Source organism: Clostridium sp. (genome assembly GCF_050717545.1).
In the GTDB taxonomy this organism is placed as follows: Bacteria; Bacillota; Clostridia; order Clostridiales; family Clostridiaceae; genus Clostridium_AD.
Genome location: NZ_JBOITN010000028.1, coordinates 49,111 through 68,977, shown reverse-complemented (window position 1 = coordinate 68,977; position 19,867 = coordinate 49,111). Strand labels below are relative to the sequence as shown.

19 protein-coding genes are annotated in these 19,867 nt (G+C 31.4%); 18 read left to right on the top strand and 1 reads right to left on the bottom strand.

The window, feature by feature from the left end:
- Positions 1-38 precede the first annotated feature (38 nt).
- The 7 genes from ACREVX_RS06585 to holA all read left to right on the top strand — a co-directional run bounded on the left by ACREVX_RS06585 (position 39) and on the right by holA (position 6,173).
- Positions 39-1,421 (top strand): V-type ATP synthase subunit B, encoded by a 1,383-nt coding sequence (locus ACREVX_RS06585; protein WP_431543369.1) that lies wholly within the window; start codon positions 39-41, stop codon positions 1,419-1,421.
- A 1-nt stretch (position 1,422) separates the two neighbouring features.
- The gene (locus tag ACREVX_RS06580; protein WP_431543368.1) at positions 1,423-2,043 is read left to right on the top strand and encodes a V-type ATP synthase subunit D; all 621 of its coding nucleotides are present in this window, start codon (positions 1,423-1,425) and stop codon (positions 2,041-2,043) included.
- A 206-nt stretch (positions 2,044-2,249) separates the two neighbouring features.
- The gene (locus ACREVX_RS06575) at positions 2,250-2,432 is read left to right on the top strand and encodes a hypothetical protein (RefSeq protein WP_431543367.1); all 183 of its coding nucleotides are present in this window, start codon (positions 2,250-2,252) and stop codon (positions 2,430-2,432) included.
- 204 nt (positions 2,433-2,636) lie between these two features.
- Positions 2,637-2,801, top strand: a complete 165-nt coding sequence (locus ACREVX_RS06570) for a zinc-ribbon domain-containing protein (protein ID WP_165413721.1) — start codon at positions 2,637-2,639, stop codon at positions 2,799-2,801.
- A gap of 228 nt (positions 2,802-3,029) precedes the next feature.
- Entirely contained in the window at positions 3,030-3,206 is a 177-nt protein-coding gene (locus ACREVX_RS06565) for a hypothetical protein (protein WP_431543366.1), read from the top strand.
- 151 nt (positions 3,207-3,357) lie between these two features.
- Complete coding sequence (locus tag ACREVX_RS06560) at positions 3,358-5,142, top strand: ComEC/Rec2 family competence protein (protein ID WP_431543365.1); 1,785 nt, start codon at positions 3,358-3,360, stop codon at positions 5,140-5,142.
- Entirely contained in the window at positions 5,139-6,173 is a 1,035-nt protein-coding gene (gene holA, locus ACREVX_RS06555) for a DNA polymerase III subunit delta (protein ID WP_431543364.1), read from the top strand. The genes ACREVX_RS06560 and holA overlap by 4 nt, the downstream gene beginning before the upstream one ends.
- 66 nt (positions 6,174-6,239) lie before the next feature.
- Here holA and rpsT read toward each other — a convergent pair whose 3' ends face one another.
- Positions 6,240-6,512, bottom strand: a complete 273-nt coding sequence (gene rpsT / locus ACREVX_RS06550; RefSeq protein ID WP_431543363.1) for a 30S ribosomal protein S20 — start codon at positions 6,510-6,512, stop codon at positions 6,240-6,242.
- Between the two features lie 260 nt (positions 6,513-6,772).
- Here rpsT and gpr point away from each other — a divergent pair, with 260 nt between their 5' ends.
- From gpr to mtaB, 11 genes are all read left to right on the top strand, one after another.
- Positions 6,773-7,747: a GPR endopeptidase gene (gene gpr, locus ACREVX_RS06545; protein ID WP_431543362.1), complete on the top strand. Its 975-nt coding sequence runs from the start codon at positions 6,773-6,775 to the stop codon at positions 7,745-7,747.
- Between the two features lie 275 nt (positions 7,748-8,022).
- Positions 8,023-8,280, top strand: coding sequence for a hypothetical protein (locus ACREVX_RS06540; RefSeq protein ID WP_431543361.1), 258 nt, complete (start codon positions 8,023-8,025; stop codon positions 8,278-8,280).
- Positions 8,281-8,484: 204 nt separating this feature from the next.
- Positions 8,485-10,290, top strand: coding sequence for a translation elongation factor 4 (gene lepA / locus ACREVX_RS06535; protein WP_431543360.1), 1,806 nt, complete (start codon positions 8,485-8,487; stop codon positions 10,288-10,290).
- Between the two features lie 79 nt (positions 10,291-10,369).
- Complete coding sequence (gene hemW / locus ACREVX_RS06530; RefSeq protein ID WP_431543359.1) at positions 10,370-11,491, top strand: radical SAM family heme chaperone HemW; 1,122 nt, start codon at positions 10,370-10,372, stop codon at positions 11,489-11,491.
- Positions 11,492-11,739: 248 nt separating this feature from the next.
- Positions 11,740-12,783: a heat-inducible transcriptional repressor HrcA gene (hrcA, locus tag ACREVX_RS06525; protein WP_431543358.1), complete on the top strand. Its 1,044-nt coding sequence runs from the start codon at positions 11,740-11,742 to the stop codon at positions 12,781-12,783.
- 134 nt (positions 12,784-12,917) lie between these two features.
- Positions 12,918-13,535: a nucleotide exchange factor GrpE gene (gene grpE, locus ACREVX_RS06520; protein ID WP_431543472.1), complete on the top strand. Its 618-nt coding sequence runs from the start codon at positions 12,918-12,920 to the stop codon at positions 13,533-13,535.
- A gap of 80 nt (positions 13,536-13,615) precedes the next feature.
- Positions 13,616-15,484 carry a molecular chaperone DnaK gene (dnaK, locus tag ACREVX_RS06515; RefSeq protein WP_431543357.1) on the top strand — a complete coding sequence of 623 codons (1,869 nt, stop codon included), beginning with the start codon at positions 13,616-13,618 and terminating at the stop codon, positions 15,482-15,484.
- A gap of 105 nt (positions 15,485-15,589) precedes the next feature.
- Positions 15,590-16,708 (top strand): molecular chaperone DnaJ, encoded by a 1,119-nt coding sequence (gene dnaJ, locus ACREVX_RS06510; RefSeq protein ID WP_431543356.1) that lies wholly within the window; start codon positions 15,590-15,592, stop codon positions 16,706-16,708.
- Between the two features lie 58 nt (positions 16,709-16,766).
- On the top strand, positions 16,767-17,702 hold the full coding sequence (gene prmA, locus ACREVX_RS06505; RefSeq protein ID WP_431543355.1) for a 50S ribosomal protein L11 methyltransferase: 936 nt from the start codon (positions 16,767-16,769) through the stop codon (positions 17,700-17,702).
- 72 nt (positions 17,703-17,774) lie between these two features.
- Positions 17,775-18,530, top strand: coding sequence for a 16S rRNA (uracil(1498)-N(3))-methyltransferase (locus ACREVX_RS06500; protein WP_431543354.1), 756 nt, complete (start codon positions 17,775-17,777; stop codon positions 18,528-18,530).
- Positions 18,527-19,825 (top strand): tRNA (N(6)-L-threonylcarbamoyladenosine(37)-C(2))-methylthiotransferase MtaB, encoded by a 1,299-nt coding sequence (gene mtaB, locus ACREVX_RS06495; protein WP_431543353.1) that lies wholly within the window; start codon positions 18,527-18,529, stop codon positions 19,823-19,825. Before ACREVX_RS06500 ends, mtaB begins: the two co-directional genes overlap by 4 nt.
- Positions 19,826-19,867: the final 42 nt, after the last annotated feature.

Here is a 19,867-nt window from a genome sequence, read left to right as displayed (position 1 = left end):
AATTATCTACCTTAATTTTACAAGTTGGGAGGACCAATATGAAAAAAGAATATTTAATGTTAAATAAAATTCAAGGACCTTTAGTTATACTTTCTAATGTGGAAGATGTAGCTTATGATGAAATTGTTGACATAGTAGTGGATGGAAAGTATAACAAAAGAGGAAAGGTTGTTCAAATTTATAAAGATAAGGCCATAATTCAAGTTTTTGAGACAACAACTGGGATGTCTGTAGACAATACATCAGTTCATTTTAGAGGTGAATCATTTAAAATTGCGCTTAATAAAGATATATTAGGAAGAGAATTTAATGGGATAGGCGATCCAAAAGATAATGGTGGGGAAGTTTATTCACTAAAAAAATATGATGTAAATGGAAGGCCTATTAATCCGGTAGCTAGAAGATATCCTAGAAACTATATACAAACAGGGATATCATCTATTGACTGCCTTGCAACATTAATAAGGGGACAAAAGCTACCTATATTTTCTGGAAATGGAATGCCGCATAATGAACTAGCGGCTCAAATCGTGCGTCAGGCCAAAATATCTAGTTTTGCGTCAGAAGAATTTTGCATTGTGTTTGCAGCTATGGGTATTAAATATGATGATGCTAACTTCTTCAAAAAAAGCTTTGAAGAAGCGGGGGTGCTAGAAAAGGTGGTTATGTTTACCAACTTAGCTGATGATCCCATAGTTGAAAGAATAATAACTCCAAGATGTGCACTAAGTGCTGCTGAATATTTAGCATTTGAAGAGGATATGCATGTACTCGTAATTCTTACAGATATGACTAATTATTGTGAAGCATTAAGAGAACTTTCATCATTAAAAGAAGAGGTTCCAAGTAGAAAGGGCTACCCAGGATATTTATATTCGGATCTAGCTTCGTTATATGAAAGAGCTGGAATGATGAAAGGTAAAAAAGGCAGTATAACGCAAATACCAATACTCACTATGCCTAATGATGATATAACGCACCCAGTGCCGGATCTTACAGGGTTCATAACTGAGGGACAAATTGTTTTGAGTCGGGGGATACAGCAAAGGGGTTATTACCCACCAGTTAACATACTTCCGTCTCTGTCAAGGCTTATGAAAGATGGAATAGGCGCGGGATTTACAAGGGAAGATCATGCGGACGTTTCGAATCAAATATTTGCAGCCTATTCTAGGGTGCAAGATGTAATAGCACTAGCACAGGTTATAGGTGAAGATGAGCTATCTGAGGCAGATAAAATATATATGGATTTTGGTCGCGCTTTTGAAGGGGAATTTTTAAAACAGGATTATGATGAAAATAGGGATATGGAAGAAACTTTAGATTTAGCATGGGAAATTCTTAGCATATTGCCCAAAAATGAATTAGATAGAGTGTCTCCTAAGATTTTAGAAAAATATTATAAATCGGTGGTGAAATAATATGGAGACATTTGCACCAACTAAATCTACGTTAATGGAGGCTAAAAGCTCACTCGATTTTTCTCAAAAAGGATTTGAATTATTAGATAAAAAGAGGAATGTACTTATAAGAGAAATGATGTCTTACGTATCTAAAGCAAGGCATCTTCAAGATGAGGTAAACGTAACTTTTACAAAGGCTTATAAAGCCCTAGAAGCTGCAAATATTAATTCAGGAATAACTATTACAGAAGACATAGCAATGTCGGTAGATGAAGCTAAAGACTATGAAATTTTGTTTAAAAGTGTAATGGGGGTAGAAGTCCCTAAAATTATATTTGACAGAAAAGAAATAAAACCGAAATATGGGTTTTACAGAAGTAGTGCTTCAATTGATGAAGCAATGAAAGGATTTAATGATGTGAAATATTTAACCTATGAGCTAGCAGAAGTAGAAAATGCTGTTTATAAATTGGCTATGGAAGTAAAGAAAACTCAAAAAAGAGCAAATGCTCTTCAAAATATACAGATTCCTAAATTTAAAGAAATAGTAAAATTTATTACAGAGGTTCTGGAAGAGAAAGAAAGAGAAGATTTTTTCAGGTTAAAAGTGGTAAAAAAGAAACATAAAAAAGAAGATTAAAAGAATATTCAAATTATTATAAATGTGGTATAATGATTTTAGAAGAGGAGGAAATCAAAGGGAGTTGTAACTAGATTTAGAGATAATAGTAAAATGATAAAGTTAAGTAAAGGTTTAAGTTAGATAAGATTAGTGTTTAGTTTTAAGCAATATATGTCAAATATATAATTAGAAGTAGCATTTAAATAAATTAAAAGAGGTGGAGTATGGAAGAATACAGGGGTTACCTAATAGAAGTTCTAGAAAACAATGAAAAAGAATATCCATATAAAGCGATAGCAAGAAAAGAAGAAGAGCAAATAAAACACAAGGGATATAGCAAACTAGAGGTTATTGATCTTGTGAAAGGTACTATTAATTTAGCATTAGCTAGGGCATGTAAACAATAAGTAATTCATATTGGTTAAAAGTAATTATTAAAAAGTATTTTGAAAAAAGTATTGCATAATATTAATAATTATGGTATTCTTAACGAGTTGGGATTGCAAAATCAACAACAACAAGATTTGATATGATTAAAACATTACCTTTTTAGGCATATAAAGTAAATCAGATCTTAATCTTAATATAAATAAAAAGGAGAAATGTTTAACATGGCAGATAAAACTATTGTATGTAAAGATTGTTCACAAGAATTCGTATTCACTGAGGGTGAACAAGAATTTTATAAAGAAAAAGGATTCGAAAATGAACCACAAAGATGTCCTGATTGTAGAAGAGCTAAAAAACAACAAAACAATAGAGGATTTCAAAGATAATATTATCTTAGAAAAATTACCTGTAGGAATTTATTCCTACAGGTTTTATTTTTGTGGAAATTTATTGGTTATTGGAATATAAAATGAAAGATACGCAATAATAGGAACATTTTTAGTACAAGCTTAATAATATATACTAACAAAAGAAGTATAATGGAAATAACTTATGAAAAATGATTTAAATGTAAAATATTTGCCTTCAAAGAGAGAGAAAGGGGGGAAATATATATGTGCTTTTGGTGGTTAATTTTATTGCTTGCAGTAGAAGATGATGGATTTGGTGGTAATGGTTGCTGTAACAATAGATGTTGTAACAATGATTGCTGTTGCAACACTATTATTATTAATAACAGAAAACATCACAAAAAATGTCATAAGGGAAATAGAAACGTATGTGGTAACTAAGAATATCATAATATATTTTTAATATACAAATTAAATTTAATAATAAAAGTTATGGAGACTTTGGCAAGTTTTGTTAAAGTCTCCTATTTAATTAGCCAAGCTGATTAATATAAATATTTATTGGATAAGATATTATTATGGGGGTGCATAGATGGCTAGACCTTTAGTATATTATGCAGTAACAATATTTATAGGATGTTTTACTTGTTTGATTTTAATAAATAATCCTATTTTTGGTGTTATTATAGCAACGTTATTTTTAACTGTTATGTATTTTAATATAAGCAGGAACTTTTTTTATATAGTATTATGTTTTTTTCTTATTGGAGTAATAAATTATTACTGTTATTTTAATGTTAACATGCCAACGCAGCAAAAAATAAAAGTGCGAATATCACAAAAAAGTGTTTATTATTGTACCGCAAAGTATGGTAACAAGATAATTGTATTGGAAGGGAACTCTGAGGGACTTATTTTGGGGAGAAATGTTTATCTAAGTGGTAGTTTTATAAAAGTTCCAGAATATGAGCGCGGAATAGTTGGATCATATACAGTTAAAAATTATGAAATCTGTAAAGTTGATCTAACATCGAGGATTGAAGTTTTTAGAAGCAGTCTATATGAAAAATTTTTAAAGTTACTGGGAGAGGAAAAAGCAGCTTTAGTTATGGCTGTGTGTTTTGGAGACAGTACATACATAGAAAAAGCTCAAAAGGAAGATTTCAAAAAGTTGGGTATAAGTCATGTCATAAGCGTATCAGGACTACATATGTCAATAGTATATAAAGTTTTAGAAAGTATTATTGGTTATAAGATTGCTATATTATGTTCCTTTGGATATATGATATTTACAGGAGGCAAGTCATCTACAATGAGGGCATTTATAATGATTTTTATATTAAAGATATCAAGTAAAGTCTATAAAAAATATGACAGCTTATCATCACTTAGTTTAGCCGCAATTATACTACTAATATTTAGACCTTTTTATATTCTAGACATAGGATTTATGTTGTCTTTTCTTTGTGTTCTGGGAATTGTAGTGTATAATAAAAAAATGAAAAAGGTGTTATATAAATTACCCTCTAAACTAAATGAATCTTTTAGTTTAAGTTTGAGTTCTCAAATATTTTCTATGCCATATGCAGTTGTAGCCCTTAAAACGTTTAGTTTAGGATTCCTTTTTAGTAACTTGGTGTTATTGCCATTTTACACAATAGTTGTAGTACTAGGGAATATAGGCATGGTGATTGGGTCTATACATGGATTGTTTAGTTTGGTGAATTACGGGTTGTATACAACGCTTACGATTATAGAATTTATTCAAGAAATTCTTGACCAGGTGCTTCCAGAAATGATTTATTTTTCGTATATAGAAGGTTTAGTTGTATTTGCACTATATTTATGTTATGTTGGAATTAAAAAAGGATATGGACAATTTAGGTATGTTCCATTTTTAATTATTTTCGTAATTGCTTTCCAAAATTATAAGGTTTTTACTGAAATTAGCTATATAAATGTAAATAAGTGTAATATAGTATTAATACAATATAAAAAAACTACAATTGCAGTTACCACAGGTAATGTTGATGTTAAGGATTTAAAAGTGCCTGTTAGAATAGATAAAGTTTTTCAAGATTTTTCTGGTGATTCAACTATAAGGCTAACAGATGGATATGCTATTGAATTAATTAGTCGTGGTAATAAATTAGAAGCTCAGGTATGTTTTTCAGAGGCACTAAATAAAAAACAAATCATGGGATATAATGATGATGCTATATTAGTAAGTGATATGCAAGAGACTTTATCACGTGTAGAGAATGTAGTACTTAAAAATGACGAAACATATGTGCCAGCGGGCACAATAATAAATAAATACATAATTATAGGCAACAAGATTTTTAAATTTGCGCAAGGGCTGGAGGAAATACTTTGATAAACTATGTTGAACTTCAAAAAAAAATTAATAAACATCAGATAGATAATTGTTATATATTTTGCGGATCGGATGAAAAATTAATAAAAGAGAATGTTGCATATATAACTAAAAATGTATTAAAGGAAGATTTTATTGATTTAAACTATTCGAAATTTGATGGTAGCAAAACTGATTTTGAGACAGTTAGTGATGCTTGTGAAACCATGCCGTTTATGAGTGATAAAAAGGTAGTAGTTGTATATAGAGCCTCCTTTTTAGATGATACTTCTGGAACTAAAAAATTAGGGGATTTAAAAAATAAGAATTTTGTTATGCTAAATGAATACTTAAGCAATCCCTCACCCCATTGCATTTTGATTATATATTATACTTTTTTAAGTGACAGAGAAAAACCAAGCAATAAAATTAAAAAATTGGATAAAAAGGCATGTGTTATAAAGGTTGATAAATTAAAAGGCGAATTACTACAAAAGAAGTGTAGGGGGTTATTTGAAAGTGCAGGCGCGAAAATAGGGAAGGTAGAACTAACTTTATTTTGTAGCAGTGTTGATAATAATATGGAGATTATACAAAATGAAGTAGAAAAATTGATATCATATGCATTCGGAAGGGACATTACTAAAGAAGATATTTTCGCAATGTTACCTCAAAAAAGTGACAATGATATTTTTAATTTAGTTGATTACTTGTCTCAAAAAAATATTAAGAGGGCTCTAGATATTTTAAATGAACTTATATATAAAGGGGAGAAGATTCCACTTATATTATTTATGATAGGACGACAATTTAATCTTTTATTTAATATTAAATTAGGAATTGATAGTGGAAAATCAAAAGATGTTTTGGCAAGAGAATTAAGGCTTCATCCGTTTATATGTGAAAAAATGATTTCTCAAAGTATGAAGTTTACAATAAAGACGCTAAAAAGAAATATTGAATTATGTGTAGAGCTAGAAAAAACGTTAAAAAGTACATCTACTGACGACAAGATAAATATTGAAGTTTTTATGATAAAAACAGTTATGTAGCAATAGAATATAAAATTTTTATAATCCCAAAAAATAAAAAACCGGTATAAACCACCGGTTTTTTTATTATGCTGTTACACTTAAAGTGTTTAATTTTGCAGCTAGTCTTGATTTTCTTCTTGCTGCCTTGTTAATGTGAAGTATTCCTTTTGTTACAGCCATATCTAAAGCTTTAACAACGGTTGCATATGTAACCTTAGCATCTTCAACATTACCAGTAACGATAGCTGTCTCAAATTTCTTTACCTTAGTTTTTAAAGCTGATTTAATCATAGTATTTCTAAGTGTTTTAACTGCAGTAACTTTAATTCTTTTTTTTGCTGATTTAATATTTGCCATTCATTTTCACCACCCTTTATTTTAATAACGGTTAACAGTCTTTGGGAAAACTGCATACGAATCTATTTAATTAATCAATTAGTATTATAGCATTAAAATTTAAGTACTTCAAGTAAATTAAGTTATATGTATAAAATTTATTTGAATTTATGCATTAATTAGGTCGTTAAATCATCTCCTGCGGAGCTGCAATATTATTATAAGAATAGAAAACAACTATTAGGAAAAGATAATATTAAAAATTTAGTTGAGGTGAAACTATGATAAATGTAAGAACGGATTTAGCTGTAGAAGCTAAAGAGATATACAAGTCAGAAAACAATGGCGAGATGCCTGGTGTTGATGTAGATGAGTACAGTGATGGCGACATTAAAATTACTAATGTTAGAATAGTAAGTGATGTGGGCGAAAAAATGATGCGAAAACCAAAAGGTACTTATATTACAATTGATATTCCTGAATTTGTTCATTATGATGGTGATGCTATGGATAGAGTTAGTATTGTGATGGGTAAAGTACTAACGCCGCTTATAAAACTAGATGATAGTATGACAGCTTTAGTAGTTGGACTTGGTAATTGGAATGTTACTCCTGATGCTGTAGGACCAAAAGTTGTTTCAAAGATAATGGTAACAAGGCATTTGAAAGAGCTTGTGCCAGACTCGATAGATGAAGGAATTAGACCAGTATGCGCTATATCCCCTGGGGTACTTGGAATAACTGGTATGGAAACTGGCGAAATTATTCGTGGAATAGTTGAGAGGATTAAACCTAATTTAGTAATTTGTATTGATGCATTAGCTTCTAGAAAAATGGATAGGGTAAATAGAACTATACAAATCGGTACTTCAGGGATTTCTCCAGGAGCAGGGATTGGGAATAGACGGATGGAAATCAGTGAAAAAACTCTAGGGGTGCCTGTTATTGCTATAGGTATTCCAACAGTAGTAGATGCAGCGACCCTTGCAAATGATACTATTGATCTAGTGCTTGATGAGATGATTAAATCTGCAAGCCAGGGCAAGGAGTTTTATAATATGCTAAAGTCTATTGATAAAGTGGAAAAACAGAAAATGATTTCGGAAGTATTAAATCCGTATGTGGGTAATCTTGTTGTTACACCTAAGGAGATTGATATAGTTATAAACTCAGTTTCTAAAATTATTGCAAATGGCATAAATATAGCATTACAACCAGCTCTTAATTTAGAAGATATAAACAAGTATCTAAACTAGTAAAACTTAGAACTTTCTTCATATGTATGGTATAAGGTAAAATAAAAATATATTAGAGTAATAATTAGCTTTTTTTAGGATAAATGTGCAGTAGTAATGTGAGAGTATTTCCGCATTACTATTTTTTTTATACTAAGTAACTTTATCTAGGATTATAACATAGTAATTAAATGTCAAAAAGTGAATAATTTATTATAAAAAGTGCATCCTTAATAGGGAAAGGGTAATAATTAATAATTGTTACTTATTAAGGCGAATGGATGGGGGCACCTTTTATGCGTAAAAGAGGAAGAATTAAATATTTTATTGTAATTGTTATTTGGTTTCTTATATTCGCCTATGGATTTATTAAAATTAATATTAATAAGCCGGAACTTGTGAAAGATAAGTCCAAATTTACAATAAGTTTTAAATTAAAACCTGTTGATTTCAGGATAGAGACAAAGGAATATGTTTTTTATATAAATAATGACATTATTTATAACATTAAAGAAAAATGTATTAATATTTATAATGGTGTTTTTTCAAAGTAAATCAAATTTAGCATCTGTAGTGTAAATTTAATCCTTCTGTCGAAATAAAGTATAATGTAAAATCACAATCAGCGTGTTATACTACATATATTATGATATAATTTAACTTGATATTATAAAACTAGTATAATTAAGGAATTTTGTATCTAGATTATGTAAAAACTATGATTAAACGATAGTTAACAATAACGGGGGTAAGAATTAATGCAGAGCAATAGACAAAAATTCATAAGAAACTTTTCAATAGTTGCACATATAGATCACGGTAAGTCTACTCTTGCAGACAGGTTACTTGAGAAAACAGGTACTTTAACTAAAAGGGAAATGGAAGAACAAGTACTTGATAATATGGATTTAGAAAGAGAAAGAGGAATTACAATAAAATCTCAACCAGCAAGACTTGTATATAAAAGGGAAAATGGAGAAGAATATATATTTAATCTTATAGATACTCCAGGGCATGTAGATTTTAATTATGAGGTTTCAAGAAGCTTAGCTGCTTGTGAAGGCGCTGTGCTTGTAGTTGATGCATCACAAGGAATTCAAGCTCAGACCTTAGCAAACTGTTACCTTGCCCTAGACAATGACCTTGATATTGCACCAGTTATAAATAAAATAGATCTTCCTAGTGCAAGGCCAAACGAGGTAATTCAGGAAATAGAGGACGTAATAGGAATAGAAGCTCAAGATGCTCCACGAATTTCAGCTAAAACTGGACTTAACATAGAAGATGTTCTTGAAGCTGTAGTTAAAAAGATTTCACCACCCAGTGGTGATGAAGAAGCTCCACTTAAAGCTTTGATTTTTGATTCTTCATATGATAGTTATAAAGGCGTTGTATGTTATGTTAGAATTAAAGATGGTATAGTTAAAGCAGGAACAAAGATTAAACTGATGAATACAAGTAAAATATATGATGTAGTAGAGGTTGGAGTTTTTGTTCCAAATTATTTTCCAGTATCAGAGCTCAGGGCTGGCGATGTCGGTTATATAACTGCATCAATAAAAAATGTTAGGGATGCACGAGTTGGTGATACTATAACAGAAGCTGCAAGGCCAGCATTAACACCACTTAAGGGATATAAACCAGCTATACCTATGGTGTTTAGTGGTATTTACCCTATAGATGGTGCTAGATATGGAGAACTAAAAGAGGCGTTAGAAAGACTTCAATTAAATGATGCAGCGCTTAGTTTTGAACCAGAAACTTCTATTGCATTAGGCTTTGGATTTAGATGCGGATTTTTAGGGCTTCTTCATATGGAAATAATACAAGAAAGAATTGAAAGAGAATTTAATCTAGATATTATTACCACCGCACCGTCAGTTATATATAAAGTAATGAAAACTAGTGGAGAATTAATAGAAATAACAAATCCTACAAATCTTCCAGAACCTACAGAAATTAGTTATATGGAAGAACCAATAGTTAAAGCGTCTATAATAACGCCATCAGAGTATTTAGGATCAGTTATGGAGTTATGCCAACAAAAAAGAGGCATATACATTGATATGAAATATATAGAAACCACTAGAGTGGTAGTAAATTATGACTTGCCACTTAATGAAATAGTTTATGATTTTTTTGATGCATTAAAATCAAGAACTAAGGGTTATGCATCTTTTGATTATGAATTAAAGGGATATATAACTGCAAATCTTGTAAAGCTTGATATCTTGCTTAAAGGAGAAAAAGTTGATGCTTTGTCAATGATTGTTCCCGAAGAATCAGCTACCCATAGAGGAAGAATTATGGCTGAAAAATTAAAAGAACATATACCAAGACAAATGTTTGAGATTCCAATACAAGCATCTATAAACGCTAAGGTAATTGCAAGAGAAACAGTAAAGGCACTTAGAAAAGATGTTTTAGCTAAATGTTATGGTGGGGATATTTCAAGAAAGAAAAAATTATTGTCTAAGCAAAAAGAAGGTAAAAAAAGAATGAGACAAGTTGGAAGTGTAGAAGTTCCACAAGAAGCATTTATGGCTATACTTAAAGTAGATTAATAGAAGGCGTATTCAAATAATTAGAAAGTTAGTGTAATAGCTTATGTTTATTTGAATGTGATATAAGTGAGGATTAAATATGACAAATGTGGCTTTATATATACACATTCCTTTTTGCAAGCAAAAGTGTTTATATTGTGATTTTCCGTCACTAGCTGGTAAAGAGGATTGTATGCTTGGTTATGCCGTGGCTCTTGGAAAAGAAATAGATAGTATAAAAGATAAAAAAATAAAAACTATATTTATAGGTGGGGGAACTCCCACCTATTTGTCTTTAGAGGGCTGGGCAGTAATAAAAGAGAGTATAATTAGATTAAATGTATGCGAAGATTTAGAATTTACAGTAGAAGGAAACCCAGGAACATTTACTAGAGAAAAACTAAGCTTTTTAAAAAGTATGGGAGTAAATAGGCTTAGCATAGGTCTTCAAGCTTATCAAGATTCGCTTTTAAAGAAGCTAGGGAGAATCCATACTATAAAAGATTTTGAGAAAAGTTTTAAGCTTGCTAGAAGTGTAGGTTTTGATAATATAAATGTAGATTTAATGTTTGGACTTCCTAGTCAAACACTAGAACAGTGGATGGAGAGCTTGCAGAAAGTAACTCAGATGAGTCCAGAGCATTTATCTTGTTATAGCCTAATAGTTGAAGAAGGAACAGAGTTTTATAAAAGATATGAGGCGGGCAAACTTAATCTGCCTGATGAGGAATTAGAAAGAACTATGTATGCAAAGACAATAGAATATTTAGGTAAAAAGGGATACTCGCAATATGAAATTTCTAATTTTGCAAAGGATAACAAATTATGTAAACACAACTTAGTATATTGGGAAATGGGAGAATACATTGGGTGTGGATCAGCTTCTCATTCATTTAGTGAAGGCTATCGGTATAGAAATGAAGAAAATATAGAAAAATATATAGAAAAAATAAATGTGGATAATTGTGCTATAGTAGAAAATACAAAAAACTCTTATAATGACGATATGGAAGAGTTTATGTTTATGGGTCTTAGAAAAATTAAAGGTATAAGTAAAAATGAATTTAAGCAAAGATTCCATAAAAATATAGAAGATGTTTATAAAATAGTAATAGATAAATATGTAAGCAAAGGTTTTATGAAAGAGGATAACGATAATATTTCTTTATCATATGAAGGTATAGAGGTATCTAACGTAATTATGGCAGAATTTATTTTGTGATTTAAATGCTTATAAATAGGTAAAACAGGGTTTTGGAGCTCAAATAGAAATAAAGAAGTTTGTTTTTAATGAAGGTGACTAGGAAATCAAAGAAATATGGAGAAACAGTCATGTAGATTCATATAAACAGTATAAAATGGCTATATTGAAAAATGAGGCTTATTGACAAATATCATAGTAAATGATACTTTTATTATATACTCCGTTAGCACTCAGCGGTAGGGAGTGCTAATAAAAGAGGTGATATTATGGAAATGGATGAAAGAAAAATTAAAATACTTCAGGCTATAATTACAGATTATATAAATAATGGTGAGCCTGTTGGGTCCAGAACCATAGCTAAAAAGTATGATTTAGGTATTAGCTCAGCTACTATAAGAAATGAAATGTCAGACCTCGAAGAGATGGGATATATAGAACATTTGCATACTTCATCAGGTAGAAAGCCATCAGACAAGGGTTATAGGTTATATGTTGATAGGCTTATGGAACTTACAAAGTTATCTACAGAGGAAGAATATATGATTAAAAATCATCTTATAAATGCTGCTCTATATGAGGTTGATAAAATTGTTAAGCAGGCAACGCAGATGCTTGCTATGATTACTAACCTTACATCTATAGTAAAGGCACCTTCAGTTCAAAAAAGCTGTATAAAATATATTCAGCTAATGACTCTAGATGCTGGAAGTATTTTGTTCGTAATCATTACTGATAGTGGTATTATTAAAAATAATGTTATTAAGATCAGTAAACCTATTGGTAGTGCTACCATAGAAAAACTTACCAATATACTTAATTTTAGATTAGGAAAGCTTACAATTCATCAAATAAATTTGGAAGTCATTAACAATTTGAAAAGTGATTTGGCTTTTTATGGAGAAATTTTTGACGGTATTATTCCGGCTTTATATGATAGTTTATCTGATGTTGATTCTTCAGAAGTTTATATTCAGGGTGCTGCAAATATATTTAACTACCCAGAATATAACAATATTACTAAAGCTCGAGAGTTCTTAGTTTTAGTAGACAATAAAGAGAGTATAAACAGTTTACTAGGCACAAACGACATTAATGGTAATATTACAATTAAGATTGGTGGGGAAAATTTTGTTAAGTGCGCTCGTGAATGTAGTATTATAACAGCTGTTTATAGTGCATCGGGGATTCCACTTGGATCTATCGGTGTTATAGGGCCAACAAGAATACCTTATGGAAAAGTTATTTCTGTTTTAACTGAAATAGTTAAAGAATTAAATGATAATATAGCTCAAATTTATAATGATCACTGATAAAGTTTTAAATTAACAGATTTATTTTGAGCCAGAAATGGAGGAAAAGTTTAGTGAATACTAGTAATGAGGAAATTTTAGTAGAAGAAAATGCATCAATACCTAATAATGAGGTTAGTTCATGTGATGAAACAATTGAAACTCAAAGCAATGTAGAAGGGGTAGATAGTTTTGCTCAGGGAGAAAAACCTGAAGAAACTGAAACAGTAGAAGCCGAGGTAGTAGAAGAAGAGGAAGAGTTAAAAGGCGATGAGCCTGAAGAACTTTTAGAAAGTGAAAAAGAGAAAAAAATGAATAAAAAAACTAAAAAAATAGTAGAAGAGAATGCATTATTACGCAGTGAGGTAGATGATTATAAAAATAAATATTTAAGGACAGCTGCTGAATATGATAACTTTAGAAGAAGAACGGTAAAAGAGAAAGAAGGCATATATACTGATGCTTGCGCAGATGTTCTAAAAGAGGTTCTTCCAGTACTTGATAACTTAGAAAGAGCACTTTCAGTTGAAGGATGTGATGAGGAGTTAAGAACTGGCGTTGAAATGACAGTAAGATTGTTTAACGATGCATTTAACAAATTAGGCGTGCAAGAATTAGCTTTAGAAGGTGGGTTTGATCCAAACATGCATAATGCAGTTATGCATGTTGAAGATGAGAAGTACGGACCTAACGAAATAGTTGAAGTATTCCAAAAAGGGTATAAACGAGCAAATAAGGTATTAAGACACAGCATGGTAAAAGTTGCGAATTAATGATTCGAAATATAAAAGAGTATAATAAGTAAAGCAATGATAATTGCGTTACTAAAAAAGGAATATAGGAGGAAATAATAATGGGAAAAATTATAGGAATAGATTTAGGTACAACAAATTCATGTGTAGCAGTTATGGAGGGTGGAGAACCTACAGTAATTTCTAATTCAGAAGGTGCAAGAACTACACCATCTGTAGTTTCATTCCAAGCAAACGGAGAAAGACTTGTAGGCCAAGTAGCTAAAAGACAAGCAATTACAAATCCAGATAAAACAATAATGTCTATTAAAAGAGAAATGGGTACAGATCATAAAGTAAATATTGATGGAAAAGCACATACACCACAAGAAATCTCAGCTTACGTTTTGCAGAAAATCAAAGCTGATGCTGAAGCTTATTTAGGAGAAACAGTTACTGAAGCTGTTATAACTGTACCTGCATATTTTAATGATAGCCAAAGACAAGCAACAAAAGACGCAGGAAAAATAGCTGGACTTGAAGTTAAGAGAATAATTAATGAGCCAACAGCAGCAGCGCTAGCTTACGGTTTAGATAAAATGGATGTTAACCAAAAAATATTAGTTTATGATTTAGGTGGCGGTACTTTCGACGTGTCTATATTAGAACTTGGTGATGGACTATTCGAAGTTAAATCAACTAATGGTAATACTAAACTTGGTGGAGATGACTTTGACGAAAAAGTTGTAAATCATATAGCTGAAACTTTTAAATCAGATAATGGAATAGATTTAAGAAATGATAAAATGGCACTTCAAAGATTAAAAGAAGCTGCTGAAAAAGCTAAAATAGAATTATCATCATCAATGCAAACATCTATTAATTTACCATTCATTACTGCTGATGCAACGGGCCCTAAGCATATAGAAATGAATTTAACAAGAGCTAAATTTAATGAATTAACTCATGATTTAGTTAATTCTACAATAGAACCAATGAAAAAAGCACTTGCAGACGCAGGTTTATCACTTAGTGAAATAGATAAAGTTGTACTTGTAGGTGGTTCAACAAGAACACCAGCAGTTCAAGAGGCAGTTAAAAACTTTACTGGGAAGGAACCTACAAAGGGTGTAAATCCAGATGAATGTGTTGCTCTTGGCGCTGCAGTTCAAGCCGGAGTATTAAGTGGAGAAGTTAAAGATGTTTTACTTCTTGATGTAACTCCATTAACACTAGGAATTGAAACTTTAGGTGGAATAGCTACTCCTTTAATTGAGAGAAATACTACTATTCCTGCTAAGAAGAGTCAAGTGTTCTCAACTGCTGCAGATGGTCAAACATCAGTTGAAATTAACATTGTTCAAGGTGAACGTCAAATGGCTGCAGGTAACAAGAGTTTAGGAAGAGTTACTCTTTCAGGAATCGCATCAGCACCAAGAGGAATTCCACAAATAGAAGTTACTTTTGATATAGATGCTAACGGAATTGTTAATGTATCAGCTAAAGATAAAGGAACAGGAAAAGAAGCTAAGATAACAATTACAGCATCAACTAATTTAAGTGATGATGAAATTGACAAGGCAGTAAAAGAAGCAGAAAAATTTGCTGAAGAAGATAAAACAAGAAAAGAAGAAATTGAAGTTAAGAATAATGCAGAGCAGTTAATATATCAAACTGAAAAAAGTTTAACTGATCTTGGAGAAAAAGTATCAGAAGAAGATAAGAAAGATATTGAAGCTAAATTAGAATCTCTTAAAAAAGTTAAAGATGGAGAAGACACAGCTGCTACAAAGAAATCTACTGAAGAATTAACAGAGGCTTTCTACGCAGTAACTACAAAAATATACCAAGCAGAAGCAGAAGCTGCAAAAGGTGCCGAAGGATCAGATCAAGGCGAGGCTAAAGAGGCACAAGATGATAATGTAGTAGATGCTGACTTTAAAGTAGACGAAGACGATAAAAAAGAAGAAGAAAAAAACGAAGATAAATAATTAAGATTATCAATGTATTTAATAAGGGAGGGGTAAATACCCTTCCCTTATTTTAAGTAAAGTAGTATTATATAAGCATATATATTTTAGGCGGTGAAAATCAGTATGGCAAATAAAGATTATTATGAAATTCTTGGCGTTGAAAGAGGCGCTAGTGAAGAAGAAATTAAGAAGGCTTTTAGGAAGGGTGCATTAAAAAATCATCCTGATAGAAATCCAGATAATAAAGTAGCGGAAGAAAAATTTAAAGAGATGAATGAAGCATACCAGGTTTTATCTAGCCCTGAGAAAAAGGCAAGATATGATCAATATGGATCTGCAGATGATAACGGAGCTGGATTTGGTGGTGGCTCTGATTTCTCTGGATTTGGTGGTTTTGGAGATATATTTGGTGACATATTTGGTGGTGGGTCCTCAAGAAATCAGAATGGACCTAGGAAAGGTGCGGATTTAGAATATAATTTAAATCTTACTTTTGAAGAGTCTGTTTTTGGTATAGAAAAAGAGGTATCCATTACAAGAAATGAAAAATGTAGTGATTGTAGTGGTAGTGGCGCTAAAGCTGGTACAACGCCTAAAACATGTGATAAGTGTGGTGGAAGTGGACAGATAAAAGTTCAGAGAAACACTGCTTTTGGAAGTTTTGCTAGCATGAGTACTTGCGATAAATGTGGAGGTCATGGTCAGATAATTTCAGAACCTTGTAAAACTTGTCATGGCTCTGGAAAACAGAGGAAAAACAGGAAAATTAATGTTAATATTCCTGGTGGAGTTGATACTGGAAATGTTATGCCTTTAAGAGGCCAAGGAGAACAGGGTGAAAAAGGCGGCCCAGCAGGTGATTTATATATAAATATTAGAGTAGCTTCTCATAAAAGTTTTAAGAGAAATGGTATTGATATTCATATAGAATCACATATAAGCTTTGGTAATGCCGCAATGGGAACTGAAATTAAAGTTCCGACAGTAGATGGAGACGTTAAGTACAAAGTTCCCGGAGGTACGCAATCTGGTACTGTGTTTAGACTTAAGGGTAAGGGTATACCTAGAGTAAATGGACATGGAAGAGGAGATCAATATGTTAAGGTTCTTGTTGATATTCCTAAATCATTAAATGATAAGCAAAAAGATGCACTGAAATTATTTATGGAGGCATGCGGTGAGAATGTAGATGATTTTGATGATAATAGAAAATCTTTTGTAGATAAAATACTACGAAAATAATAATAAAAAACTCCGTTTTGTAAAACGGAGTTTTTTATTATAAATAAGGAGAATAACAATGGATAAAGATTGGATTGAAGTAACTATAATCACTAGCAGTGAAGCGGTTGAGGCGGTATCTGCAATGCTATACAATACAGGCGTTGAGGGTGTTTCTATTTTGGATCCTTTAGATTTAATTTATAGGCGTGATCACACTACAGATTGGGACTATTTTGATGAAACTATTATAGATACAAATAGTGGCGTTGTAATTAAGGGATATTATAAAAAAGATGAAAAATTTGAAGATCACCTAAAAGAAATTAAGATAGGTGTAAATAATTTACCAAGTTTTGGACTAGACAAAGGCGTTGGATCTGTTGCGGCAGAAAAGGTAAATGAAGAGGATTGGGAAAATAATTGGAAAAAGTATTATAAACCAATAAAAGTTGGAGAAAAGATAATTATAAAACCTATATGGGAAGAGTATAATAAAAACCAAGATGAAATAATTGTAGAGTTAGATCCGGGTATGGCGTTTGGAACTGGTTCTCATGAAACTACTAGAATGTGTATTAAAGCGCTTGAACGATACGTAGACAATACTTCAACAGTTTTTGATATAGGAACAGGTTCTGGGATATTGGCTATTGCTGCGGCTAAATTAGGGGCTAAGAAGACTATAGGAGTTGATTTGGATCCAGTAGCGGTAGATTCTGCAAAACAAAATGTTAGTTACAATGATATTGCTAACATTGATATACTATACGGAGACTTAATAGAAGTTGTAAAAGGCAAGGCAGATATAGTTGTAGCAAATATTATGGCAGATATAATTATGTTTTTAGCAGATGGAGTTAAATCGGTTATAGAGCCCGGAGGATATTTTATATCCTCAGGAATAATTTTAAGTAAACAAAATGAAGTAATAAATAAGTTAACTCAGTGCGGGTTTAAAGTTGAGGAGATAAATATAGAGGGAGAATGGGTTTGTATAGTTGCAAAATTATAGTAAAATAAGGTACATGAAAAATATAATATAATAATTGTTTGAATGTGCCAAGGCTTAAGGAGAAAATAAATAATGCATAAATTTTTTGTACCAAAAGGTAATATAGATGGCAAACATGCTGTAATTAATAGCGAGGATGTAAAACATATATACAGAGTATTAAGGCTTCAGGTTGGTGATAAAATTAGTGTTAACAACTCTGAGGGCAAAGAGTACTTAGGTGAGATAACTTCTATAGATAAAAAAGAAGTAAATATAAATATATTAGAAGAAAGTGCTATAAATAATGAAAGTCCTGTAGAAGTATACCTATTTCAAGGGCTACCTAAATCAACAAAAATGGATTTAATAGTTCAAAAAAATACTGAAATAGGAATTAAAGCAATAACGCCTATCATTACAAAACGAGTAGAGGGTAAAACTGAACTTAAAGATTTTAAAAAGGTGGATAGGTGGAACAAGATAGCCCTTGAAGCATCCAAACAAAGCAAGCGGAGTTTGGTGCCTCAAATTAATGCTCCTATAGAATTTGAGTTATTGATTCAGCAATTAGAACACATGGATTTGGTTGTAGTTCCATATGAAAATCAGGAAGGGTATGGTATAAAGAAATTAACTCAAAACATAGAAAAAAAGAATATCAATAATGTTGCTATTGTGATAGGCCCTGAGGGTGGATTCGAGGAAGATGAGATTTTAAAACTTAAGGAAATTGGAGCCGAAATAGTTACTTTGGGACCACGAATATTAAGAACTGAGACTGCAGGTTTTGTATGTTTAAGTCTTATAATGTATGAACTCGGGGATCTAGGAGGAAATGCACTATGAAAGTTGCAATCGCTACATTAGGGTGTAGAGTCAATCAGTACGAATCAGAAGCGATGGTAGAAAAATTCAGTAGGCAGGGGTATGAAGTAGTAGAGTTCAATGAAGTTTCTGATGTGTATATCATTAACACATGTACGGTTACTAATATGGGCGATAAGAAATCAAGGCAAATGATAGGGCGGGCAAGAAGGGCCAATAGCTTAGCTGTTATTGCGGTAGTTGGATGTTATGCACAAATAGCAGCGACTGAGGTTGCAAGTATAGATGGCGTTGATGTTGTTTTAGGTAGCAGAAATAAAGGTGATATTGTTTACTGGATAAATAGATATTTAGATGAAAAGAAACAAATTATTGAAGTTCGTGATGTATTAAAGAATCAACAATTTGAAGATTTAAACATTAAAGAATATAAACATAGAACACGAGCCTTTATAAAAATTCAAGACGGGTGTAATAGATTTTGTTCTTATTGTTTAATTCCATATGCAAGGGGAGCAGTATGTAGTAAAAATCCACAAAAAATAATATCAGAAGTTCACGAACTTGCTGCAAACGGCTTCAAAGAGATTTTATTATCTGGTATACATATAGCATCTTTTGGATTAGATTTAGAAGGTGAATGGAATTTAGTTAGGGTTTTAGAGGAAATTGATAAGGTCCCTGGTATCGAGAGAATAAGAATAGGGTCAATAGATCCGACTTTCTTTACTAATGGAGTTATTGACAAAATAAAGTCTCTTAATAAGTTATGTCATCATTTTCATCTTTCTCTACAAAGTGGGTGTGATGAAACCCTTAAAAGGATGAATAGAAGGTATACTGCAGGAGAATATAAAACCTTAGTAGAAAATCTGAGAAAAAATATTGATGGTGTATGTATAACTACAGATGTAATTGTAGGATTTCCTGGAGAAACTCAGAAGGAATTTAATGCTACTTATGATTTTTTAAAAGAAATAGAATTATCGAAAATGCATATTTTCAAATATAGCCCAAGAAAAGGGACTAAAGCTGCTCTAATAAAAGAGCAGATTAATGGAAATATAAAAGAAGAACGGAGTCATATTCTTATAAGACTTAATAATATGCTAGAAGAAAAATTTATGAATAAGTTTAGAGGCAAAGATATGAATGTTTTATACGAGCTAAAATCCGCAGCTGACGATGATGAATATGAAGGTTACACAAATAACTATATAAAAGTTAGGGTAAAGTCTAGTAAAAACTTAGAGTGTGAATTTCACAAAACTAAACTGATTGAATGTAGAGATGACCATATGATTGGTAAAGTTTAATAAATATACAGGATAATGAAATTAAATGTTGAATATTATATT

Bases quoted from the DNA above. Each gene is read 5' to 3' on its own strand.
- gpr (WP_431543362.1), top strand. From the start codon at position 6,773: ATGATAAATGTAAGAACGGATTTAGCTGTAGAAGCTAAAGAGATATAC.
- lepA (WP_431543360.1), top strand. From the start codon at position 8,485: ATGCAGAGCAATAGACAAAAATTCATAAGAAACTTTTCAATAGTTGCA.
- ACREVX_RS06500 (WP_431543354.1), top strand. From the start codon at position 17,775: ATGCATAAATTTTTTGTACCAAAAGGTAATATAGATGGCAAACATGCT.
- ACREVX_RS06585 (WP_431543369.1), top strand. From the start codon at position 39: ATGAAAAAAGAATATTTAATGTTAAATAAAATTCAAGGACCTTTAGTT.
- hrcA (WP_431543358.1), top strand. From the start codon at position 11,740: ATGGAAATGGATGAAAGAAAAATTAAAATACTTCAGGCTATAATTACA.
- hemW (WP_431543359.1), top strand. From the start codon at position 10,370: ATGACAAATGTGGCTTTATATATACACATTCCTTTTTGCAAGCAAAAG.
- dnaJ (WP_431543356.1), top strand. From the start codon at position 15,590: ATGGCAAATAAAGATTATTATGAAATTCTTGGCGTTGAAAGAGGCGCT.
- ACREVX_RS06570 (WP_165413721.1), top strand. From the start codon at position 2,637: ATGGCAGATAAAACTATTGTATGTAAAGATTGTTCACAAGAATTCGTA.
- ACREVX_RS06575 (WP_431543367.1), top strand. From the start codon at position 2,250: ATGGAAGAATACAGGGGTTACCTAATAGAAGTTCTAGAAAACAATGAA.
- prmA (WP_431543355.1), top strand. From the start codon at position 16,767: ATGGATAAAGATTGGATTGAAGTAACTATAATCACTAGCAGTGAAGCG.
- dnaK (WP_431543357.1), top strand. From the start codon at position 13,616: ATGGGAAAAATTATAGGAATAGATTTAGGTACAACAAATTCATGTGTA.
- ACREVX_RS06580 (WP_431543368.1), top strand. From the start codon at position 1,423: ATGGAGACATTTGCACCAACTAAATCTACGTTAATGGAGGCTAAAAGC.
- ACREVX_RS06565 (WP_431543366.1), top strand. From the start codon at position 3,030: ATGTGCTTTTGGTGGTTAATTTTATTGCTTGCAGTAGAAGATGATGGA.
- mtaB (WP_431543353.1), top strand. From the start codon at position 18,527: ATGAAAGTTGCAATCGCTACATTAGGGTGTAGAGTCAATCAGTACGAA.
- ACREVX_RS06560 (WP_431543365.1), top strand. From the start codon at position 3,358: ATGGCTAGACCTTTAGTATATTATGCAGTAACAATATTTATAGGATGT.
- ACREVX_RS06540 (WP_431543361.1), top strand. From the start codon at position 8,023: ATGCGTAAAAGAGGAAGAATTAAATATTTTATTGTAATTGTTATTTGG.
- rpsT (WP_431543363.1), bottom strand. From the start codon at position 6,512: ATGGCAAATATTAAATCAGCAAAAAAAAGAATTAAAGTTACTGCAGTT.